General features: G+C 60.6%; 11 protein-coding genes. 6 read left to right on the forward strand and 5 right to left on the reverse strand.

From position 1 onward, the window contains the following. Positions 1–58 precede the first annotated feature (58 nt). Genes FO268_RS05405 through FO268_RS05430 form a run of 6 tightly spaced genes read left to right on the forward strand, consistent with a single transcriptional unit; the run spans position 59 to position 7,135 of the window. Positions 59–1,867: an IucA/IucC family protein gene (locus tag FO268_RS05405; protein ID WP_150990507.1), complete on the forward strand. Its 1,809-nt coding sequence runs from the start codon at positions 59–61 to the stop codon at positions 1,865–1,867. Next, positions 1,854–3,647, forward strand: a complete 1,794-nt coding sequence (locus tag FO268_RS05410) for an IucA/IucC family protein (RefSeq protein ID WP_150990509.1) — start codon at positions 1,854–1,856, stop codon at positions 3,645–3,647. Before FO268_RS05405 ends, FO268_RS05410 begins: the two co-directional genes overlap by 14 nt. Before the next feature lie 2 nt (positions 3,648–3,649). After that, on the forward strand, positions 3,650–4,972 hold the full coding sequence (locus tag FO268_RS05415; protein WP_150990511.1) for an AMP-binding protein: 1,323 nt from the start codon (positions 3,650–3,652) through the stop codon (positions 4,970–4,972). Next, entirely contained in the window at positions 4,969–5,262 is a 294-nt protein-coding gene (locus FO268_RS05420; RefSeq protein WP_225316503.1) for an acyl carrier protein, read from the forward strand. The genes FO268_RS05415 and FO268_RS05420 overlap by 4 nt, the downstream gene beginning before the upstream one ends. Beyond that, positions 5,259–6,284, forward strand: a complete 1,026-nt coding sequence (locus FO268_RS05425) for a DUF6005 family protein (protein ID WP_202336539.1) — start codon at positions 5,259–5,261, stop codon at positions 6,282–6,284. The genes FO268_RS05420 and FO268_RS05425 overlap by 4 nt, the downstream gene beginning before the upstream one ends. Beyond that, complete coding sequence (locus tag FO268_RS05430) at positions 6,281–7,135, forward strand: sugar phosphate isomerase/epimerase family protein (RefSeq protein ID WP_150990513.1); 855 nt, start codon at positions 6,281–6,283, stop codon at positions 7,133–7,135. The genes FO268_RS05425 and FO268_RS05430 overlap by 4 nt, the downstream gene beginning before the upstream one ends. Here the strand turns inward: FO268_RS05430 and FO268_RS05435 are convergent. From FO268_RS05435 to FO268_RS05455, 5 genes are all read right to left on the reverse strand, one after another. Continuing rightward, the gene (locus FO268_RS05435; RefSeq protein WP_150990515.1) at positions 7,102–7,401 is read right to left on the reverse strand and encodes a DUF2218 domain-containing protein; all 300 of its coding nucleotides are present in this window, start codon (positions 7,399–7,401) and stop codon (positions 7,102–7,104) included. The two genes, FO268_RS05430 and FO268_RS05435, sit on opposite strands and share 34 nt — an antisense overlap. Then, positions 7,401–8,198, reverse strand: a complete 798-nt coding sequence (locus tag FO268_RS05440) for an ABC transporter ATP-binding protein (RefSeq protein ID WP_150990517.1) — start codon at positions 8,196–8,198, stop codon at positions 7,401–7,403. Before FO268_RS05440 ends, FO268_RS05435 begins: the two co-directional genes overlap by 1 nt. After that, on the reverse strand, positions 8,195–9,205 hold the full coding sequence (locus tag FO268_RS05445) for a FecCD family ABC transporter permease (protein WP_227716323.1): 1,011 nt from the start codon (positions 9,203–9,205) through the stop codon (positions 8,195–8,197). The genes FO268_RS05440 and FO268_RS05445 overlap by 4 nt, the downstream gene beginning before the upstream one ends. 82 nt (positions 9,206–9,287) lie before the next feature. After that, positions 9,288–10,448 (reverse strand): ABC transporter substrate-binding protein, encoded by a 1,161-nt coding sequence (locus FO268_RS05450; RefSeq protein ID WP_225316504.1) that lies wholly within the window; start codon positions 10,446–10,448, stop codon positions 9,288–9,290. Next, the gene (locus FO268_RS05455; protein WP_150990521.1) at positions 10,448–12,433 is read right to left on the reverse strand and encodes a TonB-dependent receptor domain-containing protein; all 1,986 of its coding nucleotides are present in this window, start codon (positions 12,431–12,433) and stop codon (positions 10,448–10,450) included. Before FO268_RS05455 ends, FO268_RS05450 begins: the two co-directional genes overlap by 1 nt. Positions 12,434–12,438: the final 5 nt, after the last annotated feature.

The raw sequence follows: 12,438 nt of genomic DNA on the forward strand, positions 1-12,438 counted from the left end.
TGTTAATGCGCCTCATTCTCATCTAGCTTGTCTGTAAATAACCAGACAGGAAGAACCTATGGGACCGTCAGCACGCGCCATAGCTGAGCAGGCAACTTTTCATGCCTTCCTCTACTGCTACCTCCGCGAAGTGGACCCCGGGCAGTGGATAGCCCTCGATAACTGGAGTACCGACCCATCCGGCGGTTACCAGGGCCCCGAGGTGTGCATGCTCCGTCTCGACCTGCAGCGGGCCCGCCTTGCCGTTGATATACCTTACCGCTCACAGGCCGGGCGCCATCGTTTCGGAAAGGTACGGGTCTGGCATGCCGGCCGGCACAGCTGGTCAGACATTGAGCCCATACAGGCAGTCTATATGTTGATCAGGGAACTCTACGGCCTGACCGGTGGCATGGTGCCGGAGCTGCGTAAATCCAGGGAGCTTGAACTGCTCTGCCGGTTGACCGAGAGCTATCAGGTGACGGCGAATTACATAGCCGCCCGTCGCGGCGACGCCCGGCTGGGTTCCGACCTGTTCATCGATACCGAGCAGTCACTGCTTTTCGGACACAGCGGCCACCCCACCCCGAAGAGCCGACAGGGCTTTCCTCAGTGGCAACACAGTGCTTACGCTCCAGAGTTGGCCGGCAGCTTCCGGTTGGAGTATTTCTCGGTACACCGCTCGCTGGTTGAGCAGGGATCCGGTGCCGCCCTCAGTGCCGAGGACATGGTCACCGCCGCGCTCTCACAATGCCGGGGCCCCGTTAATCCGGCGCCAGAACGGGTGCTCATACCGACTCACCCGTTACAGGCCCAGTGGCTTATGACACAGTCTTCGGTCAGGTCCGCGATTGCAGAGGGTCTGATTCAGCCACTTGGCGCCCTTGGCCCCGCTTTCACCGCCACCTCGTCGGTCCGCACGGTCTACAGCGACCAGTGCGACTGGATGTTCAAGTTTTCGATACCGGTGAAGATTACCAACTCTCTTCGCACCAACAAGTACCGGGAACTGCGGGCCGGCATGGTTATGGCCGGGCTGACGGAGAAAACCGGATTCAACGACAGCTATCCGCAGTTCTGCATTATCAATGACCCGGCGTGGCTGACCGTAAAGCTGCCGGGCAAGGAAGAAAGTGGCTTCGAAGTCATCATACGGGACAACCCTTTCTACCGAGGACGGGCCAGCGGCATATTCTCGATTGCGGCCATCACCCAGGACCCGGTCTGCGGACAGCCTTCCAGGCTACGCGCTGTCATTGAAGGGCTGGCCCTGAACGAGGGACGCAGCCTCGCTGCCGTCAGCCGTGACTGGTTCCGGCAGTACCTTGCCTGTGCCATTGAGCCCGCCCTCAGACTCTATGACGACCATGGCATTGCCCTTGAAGCCCATCAGCAGAACAGTCTTCTGGACCTGTCTGGCGGGTACCCGCGCCGGTACTTCTATCGCGACAATCAGGGCTATTATCTGTCCGAGAGCAAGCGGGGCTACCTGACGGATCTGGAACCCGGGGTCTCCTCCACACCGGAGCTCTTTTACCGGGATGCCATGATCCGTGACCGTTTCTGCTACTACCTGGTCGTCAACCAGTTGTTTTCCATGATTGCCCGTTTCGGACAAGACGAACTGGTTGCGGAGCAAACCCTGCTCGACCAGCTAAGGCACAGATTGGGCCTGTTATTGCCATCCATGAATGGGCCGGCTGTGCCGCTGATCCAGATGGTGCTGAGGGACAGACGCCTGCCCTACAAGGGCAACCTGCTGACCCGGGTTCATGATGTGGACGAACTCAACGCCGATTTGGAGATGGCGGTTTACACCAGTATCAGCAATCCCCTGACCGAGAGCCCGGCAAGACCGGAAAAGGTTCGGCACCATGCGGTTGCGTAAGACTGTGCCACTGGCCAGTCCGCACCCTGAACAACCGGCGGACCGGGTCACCCGACAGCTGCTGGAAGCCCTCTTATTCGAGCGTCTGGTCCCCTGGCGGAGCGATAAAGCGCAATCGGGCAAGTGGCAAACCCTGTTCTTTCGCATCGGCAGACTCCACTGCCAGTGCCGGGGGAAAGTGCGGGGATTTGGCCGCATAAGGCTCGATACCAACACCCTGATTGCCGACGATGGCAAACGTCGCCAGACACCCACGTTCAGCCAGCTGACAGCCCAGCTCCCTGCAGCTCCGGATGTGCGAGCCGCATTGCTCAGTGAGCTGCAACAAACCGTTCGCTTCTGCTGCTGGAACCGCGACCATCTCCCCAGTAGACGCGAACGTCGCGGTATGGAATTTGAAACCCTGGATGCCGCCCTTGATGAGGGCCACCCGTACCATCCCTGCTATAAGGCACGTACCGGCTTCAGCCTGTCTGACCATCAATGCTACGGTCCGGAATGCGGGAACCGGTTCCGCCTGCACTGGCTGGCCGTTGAGCGAAATTGCACAGACCTGGCTATTCCGGTGGAGGAGCAGGCCTTCTGGTTTGAGGAACTGGGGCATGAACAGGCCTTCCTGTTGCGAGCCGCATTCAACCGGACAGGTGCCGACTGGAGCCGGTTTACTGCCATACCTGTCCACCCCTGGCAGTGGCAACACCTGCGCAAATCCGAACTCGAACCCGCGCTGGCCAACCGACAGGTCCGCGATCTGGGGCCGCTCGGCGACCGCTATCAGCCTGGCCAGTCACTGCGCTCGCTGTTCAATGTCTCCCGCCCCGGCAAGGCCACACTGAAACTGCCGCTGGCGGTGGGGAACACCTCGTCCATACGCACTCTCGAGCCCCACTCCGTGCCCTCTGCTCCGGCGATATCCCGATGGCTTGCGGATACGGTCACCAGCGACGGCCGGTTCGCCGGGAATTACCGGCTCGAGTTGATGGCTGAATACGCCAGCACGCTGTTTTCCGGGCACCAGAGCCTCGCCGGCCACCTGGGATGCCTGTGGCGGGAGAGTATTAACGGGCACCTGCGCCATGGCGAGCAGGCGTTGCCGCTCAATGCGCTGACCGCTATTGAAGGCGACGGCAGCCCGCTGATAGCGCCCTGGTTTGAGCGCTACGAACCCCAGTCCTGGCTGGCCAGGTTGCTGGAAGTGGTCATCCTGCCCGTCTGGCACCTGCTTGTGGCCCATGGCATCGGTGTGGAGGCACATGCCCAGAATACGGTACTGATTCATTGCGACGGCTGGCCAGTGGGCATCGCCCTGCGGGATTTCCATGACAGCGTCGAATACGTCGAAAGCTACCTGGCACCTTCCACTGGCCAGCCGGATTTCGGTCCCCGCAACACCATGTACCAGAATGCTGCCGACAATCGCTATTACCGCATGGCCACTCCAGAGGCCCTGCGGGAACTGGCGATGGATACCCTGTTTGTCTACAACCTCAGCGAGCTTGCCGGCTTCTGTGAAGATTACTTCGGCCTTTGCGAAGCGAATTTCTGGAAGCAAGTTCGCACGGTGCTGGCCAACTACCGCCGCGACCATCCGGAACTGGAAGCTCGCGTGGACCAACTTGGCGCGACAGCGCCGTCCATCCTGACTGAATCACTGATGACCCGTAAATTGCGCGGGCCCGCAGCGCCGGAATGCCACCACCGCATCGCCAACCCGCTGGCCGGGACGTGCGGCAAGGCCGCTGCTGTCCCCCTGTCACCCACCCAGTCTGTTAGAGCATGACCATGTTGCCAACCAACAACACCACCGACACCCTGTTCGTAATCAACGACACCCATTACAGCCGCGATGACTGCCAGCGTGCGGCGGACCGGTTTCTCTCCCTGCCTGAGCTGGCCATACCGGAAAAAACCCGTATCGCCGTGTGTTTCCAGGACACATTTCTATGGCTTGCCCTGTGCCTGGCATGGCGTGAAAAAGGGGGCAGCGTTCTTCCCATTCACCCTGGCACGCCAGAATCCGCGGCCAGGGAACTGGCCTTGCGCACCGGGTGCACCCACTTCCTGTACGGCGACCCCGGCCAGCCAGAGGCTCTCCCCAGGCCCGAAGGTGACGCCCCACCCAAGATGGCAGCGGGAGGCGAATTGATCCAGCTGAGTTCAGGCACAACGGGTACGCCAAAAACCATCAGCCGGTCCTGGCGGGAGATCGACCGGGAGCTTGCAACCTATATCCGGACTTTTTCCGCGGCGAACGGACTGACACCGGTTATCGCCTGCCCGGTCACCCACTCCTACGGCCTCATTTGCGGATTTCTTGCGGGTCTGGAGCGCGGTGCTGTGCCCCGGATCGTCACCAACCTCAACCCCCGGTTCATTCTTGACCAGCTCCGCAGCCATCCCCGATCTCTGCTCTACGCTTCTCCCACCCTGCTCAGCCTGCTGCTGAGAATGTTGCCGGAAGAGCAAACGCTCCACCGCGTAATGGTTTCCGGGGCATCACTTCCCTCGACCTTACTGGAGCAGTTAAAAGCCCGTTCCGGCGGAGTTTTCCAACAGTACGGCTGCTCCGAGACCGGCTGTATTGCAATCGCCAGTAACGTGACCGAGGCCGGCATGGTGGGAACGCCCCTTGAACACCTGGATGTTGTAGCCGGTGAGCGCGGGGAAAAGCCCGCCGAGATTTGTGTCAGGTCCGGAGAACGCATGATCCGTACCCGGGATCTTGGGTACCTGGATGACCATGGTTGCCTGCATTTTATTGCGCGCATGGACGACACCATCAATGTCGCCGGCATCAACGTCTATCCCGCCGATGTTGAAAACGTGGTCCTGCAATATCCGGACATCCGCGAGGCAGTGGCCTGGAAGCAACCCGATGCTTACGCCGGGGAACGGGTGTTTCTCACCTTTGTGGCGGCCCAGGAGATTGACACCGAAGCCCTGCGCCGCTGGTGCCGTGAGCGGCTGTCGCCCCACCAGGTGCCTGCAGCCATGGAGCAGGTGGAAGAGATACCCCGGCCGGCAAACGGCAAGATAAGCCGCCGGCACCTGAGTGAACGTTACAGCCAGACTACCCAAAAGCACCGCAAGGAGACCCCGGCATGAGCAAATCCCCTGACACCGATGGGCGCCAGGCGCTCGCGCCGATCAGTGAAACCATCCGCATGGCGCTACACAGACATCTTCCGGCTGCGCGACTGGAGAACTTCAGCACTCATGCAAGGCTCAATGCCGACCTCGGGTTGGATTCAATCATGTTGATGGAGTTGCTGGTCTCCCTGGAACTGGAAAACGGGCTGAGGATTTCGGAAGACGCCTTCATCGGGGAAAACCTTGAGACGGTCCGTGACCTGGCACGGTTGCTGGCCGAGGGCCACCACGAGGTACCCGCATGATCAAGGTTCACTGCTTCGTCAGTTGCGTGTGCGAGATTATCAAACGCACCCCGGGCGTGGATCACCGCCCCTTTTACTTCGGGGTCTGGGACGCCGACTTTTCAGTCAGTGCCGACAAGGTGCTGTCCTACCACTCGCCCCATACTCGCCATGAGGATTTCCGTAATTGGTACCGCCAGCTTTACGGGATCCAGATCCACGAGTGGTTCGATGCCACGGCCCCCAAGGAGCACAACATCGACACTCTGAATGAGCTGCTCTACACCCGCCCCCCGGGGCGGCATATCATGGTGATGCTGGACATGTACCGCCTGCCCGAACGGGAGAACAAGTTTCAGCAGAATCCGTTCCCCCACTACGTCATGCTTGAAACCACGGATAACCCGGAGGAATGGTACATGTCCGACCCGGATTTCCGCTGGGAAGGCATTCTGCCGAGAGCGTTGATTCTGGATTCGATCCGCTCCCCTGCCGCGGCTGGCGGCTTCTACTTCGACGACGTGGATATCCGCCATAGCGCTGATGAAACGGTGGCCGCCTACTTCGCCCAGTGTATGAAACCGGATCACAACCCGTTTACCGATGCTCTTCGCGACATTTTGCGGGCGCACCTGGGCGACCGGGCCCCGTTGCCCCTGGAACACCTGTCCCTGGCATTCCGCGAAATACCTGTGATGGCCATTCGCAAGTATGCCTACGAACATGCCTTCGCCTGGTTTCTCGAGCAGCGCGGTGAACAGGTCGACGAGACCAACCTGTTTTTCGAGAGTTGGTGCGATGACATCGAAACACTGGTGAAAACCTACACCCGCATTCAGTTCCGCGCCATGAAACTGGTTATGAGCGGTGACCGGTCGCTGATGGCCGGCATTGAGCGCCTGCTGGACGAGCAGGACGACCGGGAGTTCGGCATCAAGCAGGCGCTGACATCACTGTTCGAGGAATGGTGGCAGCAGCGCAGATTACACCTCGCTGCAACAGGTCCGACAAGACACCAACCCCTCCCGGAGACGCCCACATGATTCACCTGCACCTGTGCACCATCTCATTCCGCCACCACCTTGTCTCGCTACCGGAACTGGCCACTTGGGCCGGGGCGGAAGGCTTTGCCGGCATTGAACTCTGGGGCGTCCATGCCAGACATCTCGCGAGCCGGGCTGATTACAATCAACAGTGGATTCAATCCCATGGGCTGCGGATTCCCATGATCAGCGATTACCTGCCCCTGGACGGCTGCGAAACCAGCGCCCTGGCCAGGACCCGCCAGCTCTGCATGCTGGCGCAACGCTGGGGGGCGCCACGTCTGCGCACCTTCGCAGGAAAACGTGGCAGCGAAGATGTCAGCACCGCGGAGCGAACGGAGCTCACCCGCCGGCTACGGGAGTTGTGTCAGTGTGTTGGCGAATACGGCCTTGACCTTGTGGTGGAAACCCATCCGGGAACCCTGGCCGATACGGTGGCCTCAACCCGCCAGCTTCTGGAACAGGTTGATCACCCGGCCCTGGGCCTCAACTTTGATGTGGTCCATATCTGGGAGTCCCGGGCCGAACCCCTGCAAGGACTGCTGGATCTTGAACCCTGGGTACGCCATTTTCACTTCAAGAATGTACGTTCCCGGGATTTACTGGCGGAGTTTGCCCCCGTCAATGTCTATTCTCCGGCGGGCAGCCGCCAGGCCATGGTACCGCTGTTTGAAGGAGCCTGCGATTATCGCCCCTGCCTGGAATACCTGCAGTACCGGGGTCACGTTGATGCCTCCCTGGAATGGTTCGGCGAAGACTGCAAACAGGTACTGCGGCACGACGCCCGGCAACTGCGGGCGCTGGCCGCCGATTATCGTCAGGCGTCGGGCGAGGTCACGGTTTGCCAGTGAACCGCGTCAACCTCACCCCCGGCAAAGCGGATCAGGTGCGAGGCAACCACCTCGCCCAGTTGATCCAGTTGTTGCTGGTCCGGCGCTTCGCAGTGCAGTTCCAGGCCTGTGGTAGCGGCCTGGAGACGGCACCGGCCGATATCAAATTCCAGCCGGCCCTGTGAATCGCTCCACGTGGCCTCGATCTTGTGACTGAAATGCTTGCACAGCCGCTTCAGGTAGCGGGCTGCATCATCGGTATTCACCACGGCGTGCTTGGCTGGCATCAAGTTATCTCCTGTGTCGGGACCGGCATAACAGGCCGGTCGGCAAGAACAATGGGATGCCCCCGGGAACAGCGTTCGATCCGGGCATCAATATGGTAAGTGCGCGCCAGCAGCTCAGGAGTCAGCACTTCTTCGGGCTCTCCCATCACCGCCCGGCCACCGGGCGCCAGCACCAGTACCTGGTCGCAGTAGCGTAGCGCTAGGTTCAGGTCGTGGCTGGCCACCATGGCGATAGCGTCGGTACCACTGGTGGCGGCTTTCACCGCGTTCAGCACGTTCAGTTGCCAGTGCAGGTCCAGCGCACTGGTGGGTTCGTCCAGCAACATCAGCTGCGGCTGGCGTACCAGGACCTGGGCCAGCCCCACCATCTGTCTTTGCCCGCCGGACATTTCCGACAACCGCCTCAGGGCCAGCGAGCGAATGCCAAGCGTATCGAATACCCGCTCTATGGCCTGCTCCGTTTGCTCCCTGCTCCAGCCACCGCGGGCGGAACGGAAGGCACTGAGGACAGTCTCATAAGCCACCAAAGGGATGGCCTGGGGTAACGGTTGCGGAAGGTAGCCTATGCGGTGTACCCGCATCGCTGGTGCCAGTGCTGTCAGGTCCTGACCGTCCAGCTCGATACGCCCCTGCACCGGTAACAGCCCGGCCAGTGACTTCAGCAGAGTGGACTTGCCCACGGCGTTGGGCCCCACCACCGCCACCAGGGAGCCAGGCTCGATAGCTGGCAGGGTGAGGTCACGAAACACCGGTCGACGCCGGTACCCGGCGGTCAGTTGCTCCAGTTTCAGGCTCACAGCGCCGCCCCCCGACCACTGCGGCCAAGTATCAGGGCAATGAACAATGGTATGCCCACCAGGGCAGTAACAATGCCCACCGGCAACACCACGCCGGGCACTATCAGTTTGCTGGCAATAGACGACAGGGAGAGCAGCAAGGCGCCGGCCAGGGCGCTGCCTGGTAGCAGGAAGCGATGATCCTCACCCAGCATCAGCCGCGCTATATGAGGCGCGACCAGCCCAATAAAACCAATCTCCCCGACAAACGCCATGGCCGCTGCCGTCAACAGGCTGACCCGCATCAGCACCACCAGACGCATACGTTCCACCGGCACGCCAAGGCTGCGTGCCTGCTCTTCACCACTGCGCAGAAGAGTCATCGCCCAGGCGTTGCGCAATGAAAAGGGCAGACACACCGCGAGCACCAGGGCGACGATAACCACCTTGTCCATGGAAGCACGGGCCAGGCTACCCATGGTCCAGAACACAATCTGCTGGACGGATTCGGCATCGGCAACGAACTGGATCAGCCCAACTACAGCGTTGATCCCGAACAAAAGCGCGATGCCAAACAGCACTACCGCGTGCACCGACGCACCCAGCGTGCGGGACAACAACAGGATCAGCAGTGAAGCGGCAGCGGCGAATACGAAGGCCGACAGGGGCAACAGAATATGCGAGGCCAGGCCGAACAGAGACAGGTTGAAAACAATCACCAACGACGCACCCAGAGTCGCAGCGGCTCCGACACCAAGGGTGTAGGGGCTGGCCAGTGGATTGTTCAGCACCGTCTGCATCTCGGCCCCGGCCAGCCCGAGACAGGCACCCACAACCACTGCCATCAGCGCATAGGGTATGCGGATATCCTGGATAATCACCCGGGTACCAGCGTCAAGCGCCGCAGGGTTCAACAGTCCCCGCACAACATCCAGCAGGCCGAGCGAGGACGGACCTGACGCCACATCCACCACTACCGCGGTAACGGCCGCCAGCGCAAGGGTGACCAGGCACAGTACCCGCCGCATGACAAATTTACGGTACTGGCCTGCCAACCCGCCCTGAACAGCAGGCGAGCCAGCAAACGTTCCGGCAGCCGTCCCAGGGGTGTCATTCATTTACCGCCTCCCTGAGATTGACCCAATAAGTGCCCTCCAGGCTCACCGGCTGGAAACGTTCGTAAAATGCTTCCAGAGTTTGCTCGGGGCGCAGGTGGCCAAGCCTGTCGGGATGGAGCCAGCGGGCCAGCGCCTGCACCGCCACCACGTTCAGCGGCGTGTTGTAGAAATGGTGCCAGATGGCAAAGGCCCGCTGATCACGTATGGCGTCCAGAGCCGAGAGACCGGGGCGGGTACTCACCCGTTTCAGGGATTGACGGGCAGCGGCTTCGGTCACGCCCGCACCCAGAACCACATAGGGTTGCTCTTCGGCGGGCACCTCCAGACCGGGCGAACCAATGGCGGTGGCAATGTAACGGTCCGGCTGGGCTGTAAGCAGGTATTCCAGATTGAATACACCGCTGACGCCAGGAATACGCCCGGCCGCAATGTTACGGCCGCCCGCGGCCTCGATGAACAAGCCCATCATGCCGTGCACCATGGTTTCACAACAGCTATCGTGCAGTCCCACCCGGCTGTGCAGGAACACCGATGGCCATTCGCTACGGGGTATCTCCGCCACGGCTTCCGTTACCCGGGCCAGCTCGTTGCGGTAAAACTCGTTGAATGCCTCCGCTTCGGCTTGCCGGCCCAGGGCTTCCCCAAGCACCGCTATGCTCCTGGGTGTGTTGCGCAATGGCTCCTGACGGAAATCGATGAAGATTACTGCGACACCGGCGCTTTCCAGCCTCTCAATCAGTTCACGATTACGGGCACCGGGGCCATGGCCTTCCACACTGAATATTGCCAGGTCCGCCCCCATGGCCAGCACGCTCTCCAGGCTGAAGCTATCGGCGGAGGCATGGCCCACACGGGGCACATCGGCGAGGCCGGGGAAGCGCCTGAGGTACTGGGCGTAACCAGCCGGGTCGGTTTTTTCGAAATCCGGCAGCATTCCTGCCAGCCGGTCCGCCACCCGATCCCCCTCAAGAATGGCCAGTGCCGGAATGTATCGGCTCTCGCCAAGAACAATGTGGCTGACTTCCTTGGGGATACTCACCGTACGCCCTGCCAGATCAGTCACAGTGCTGTCAGCCTGGGCGGCAGCAGCCTGAAACAGCAGAGCGCCGCCCAGAAGGGCGAGGATGAACCGTTTGCATAACATGGCCAGCATCAGAATCGCATGGCCAGACCAATCCGAACATCCCGCCCCGGTTCCGGCATGCCCACAACGCCTTCATAGCCTGCAATGTGCTGGTAGTCGGCGTTGCTGGCGTGATCAAGGTATTGCTTGTCACCAACGTTCTTCACCGTGACCGTCAGGCGCAGGTCCTCATCGCCGGTGGGCAGCCAGTGCATGAACAGGTCATGCACGCCGTAACCGGGCTTGTCGATGGTGCCAACAGACGTTTCCACGCTGTCGACGCCCTGCACGAAACGACCCTGCCAGCCAAATTCAAGGTTACGATCCCAGCGATAGGCAAGGTCTGCTACCCAGGTATCACCCACGGTGTTACCCAGCAGGTTATGTTCGTAGACAGTCAGCGGATCACCGTCCAGTTCGGCGTCATTGCTATGGAAGCTGAGTCCCGCCTGGAGGCCACCAATGTGGTAGGTGGTACCAATCAGGTAGCCATCGGATTCCAGATCACCGATGTTCTCGTAGATGGCCGGGCCGAACAGTGGGTCGGCGATGGCGTCCTTGATCTCAGAGCGGTAGACCTCGGCAGACAGGGTGAAATTGCGGTAGACATAGTCAAAGCCGATTTCGGTGTTTTTCGCTTTCTCACCTTTCAGGTCCGGATCATTACTGGCGCGATCAATCTTGAAGGTGTCGTGGGTGCTCGGACCCCGGAAGGCTTCGGCATAGCCGGCCTTCAGGGTCAGGCCGCTCACCACTTCCCAGGCGACATTGGCGTTGGGGCTGACATCATCTTCACTGAAGTTCTCGCCGTTGTTGTCGTCCAGTTGGTAATCGTCGTATCGCACACCCGCACTCAGCAGCAGGCGGTCGGTCACCTGATAGTCATCCTGCAGATAGACACCCGTAACCTCGCCGTTTTCTTCTTCGGCCCTGCGATCGGCCGCGTCGCCGGCGTTGACCTTGTCTTCGCGATAATCCACACCGTAGGTCAGTGCATGGCTGCCCAGCGTACTGGTGTTACGCAGATCGCCGCCGATACTGCGGGTAAAACCGAAGTATCTCCCCCAGCGATCCTCCACATTCTGTTCAATCTCGGATTCGGTGTGGTAGACCGTCAGGGCAACATCCATCCACGGATTAGCTTCCGGTGCGATACCATAGTTCAGAGTGGTAGTATCACGCCGGCCATCCAGGTCATAAAGGGAGTTGAAACCGCTGACAATCCACTGGGGACGCTGGGGCCGCTCGCCCTCGTCAGTGCGAACTTCGTGGCTCAGTTTGAGGGTCTGATCGCCCGGCAGTTGGCCGACCAGTTTGGCAAAACCAAGTTGCTGTCTGGCGTCGGTACCGGGGATTTCATTGTTGTCACCATCCTCGAATCGCTCGTGATCGCTCTGACTGACAGACACCATCGTGCTCCACCGGTTGTTTAGCCGTCCGAACAGCGTGGTGCTGGCCTTGTAGCCATCGGTATTGGAGAACGACCCCAGTTTGACCAGGGCACCCACCTGTTCCCCGGGGCGCAGCAGGTCTTCCGGGTCTTTGGTGACAAACCGGATAGCACCGCCCAGTGCACCGGCACCAGAGGTGGCGCGGCCAGCACCCGCATCCACTTCTACCTGCTTCAGCAGTTCCGGCTCCACGGCCAGGCGACCGGTGTGGTGGAACAGCGCGCCGGCTTGCGTTGCGCCATCAACAGTGACGTTCAGGAGCGGGTCTTCAAATCCACGCACATAGACCTTCTGGGCTATGCCAACGGAGCCACCAACAGACACATCGGGCTGGCTGGCGAAAACATCCTCCAGATCATCTGCCTGGTAACGTTCAAGACGTTCGTCGGTTACCACACGATCACTCGTCGCTTCACGATCGGCGCTTACTTCAATCGGCTCGAGTGCCCGGGTTTCTTCCTGAGCAAGTGTCGGGGGGCTGACAGTTATCGCGACAACCGCCAATGCGAGGGCGTTACGGCGGTGGCCCGGAAGACGAACTACGTCTGACGTCTTGATATTCATGTGCG

This window comes from Marinobacter denitrificans, assembly GCF_008795955.1.
In the GTDB taxonomy this organism is placed as follows: domain Bacteria; phylum Pseudomonadota; class Gammaproteobacteria; order Pseudomonadales; family Oleiphilaceae; genus Marinobacter; species Marinobacter denitrificans.

Excerpts from the sequence above, each read along its gene's own strand:
- FO268_RS05405 (WP_150990507.1), top strand. The coding sequence starts at position 59 with ATGGGACCGTCAGCACGCGCCATAGCTGAGCAGGCAACTTTTCATGCC.
- FO268_RS05410 (WP_150990509.1), top strand. The coding sequence starts at position 1,854 with ATGCGGTTGCGTAAGACTGTGCCACTGGCCAGTCCGCACCCTGAACAA.
- FO268_RS05415 (WP_150990511.1), top strand. The coding sequence starts at position 3,650 with ATGTTGCCAACCAACAACACCACCGACACCCTGTTCGTAATCAACGAC.
- FO268_RS05420 (WP_225316503.1), top strand. The coding sequence starts at position 4,969 with ATGAGCAAATCCCCTGACACCGATGGGCGCCAGGCGCTCGCGCCGATC.
- FO268_RS05425 (WP_202336539.1), top strand. The coding sequence starts at position 5,259 with ATGATCAAGGTTCACTGCTTCGTCAGTTGCGTGTGCGAGATTATCAAA.
- FO268_RS05430 (WP_150990513.1), top strand. The coding sequence starts at position 6,281 with ATGATTCACCTGCACCTGTGCACCATCTCATTCCGCCACCACCTTGTC.
- FO268_RS05435 (WP_150990515.1), bottom strand. The coding sequence starts at position 7,401 with ATGCCAGCCAAGCACGCCGTGGTGAATACCGATGATGCAGCCCGCTAC.
- FO268_RS05445 (WP_227716323.1), bottom strand. The coding sequence starts at position 9,205 with ATGCGGCGGGTACTGTGCCTGGTCACCCTTGCGCTGGCGGCCGTTACC.
- FO268_RS05450 (WP_225316504.1), bottom strand. The coding sequence starts at position 10,448 with ATGCTGGCCATGTTATGCAAACGGTTCATCCTCGCCCTTCTGGGCGGC.
- FO268_RS05455 (WP_150990521.1), bottom strand. The coding sequence starts at position 12,433 with ATGAATATCAAGACGTCAGACGTAGTTCGTCTTCCGGGCCACCGCCGT.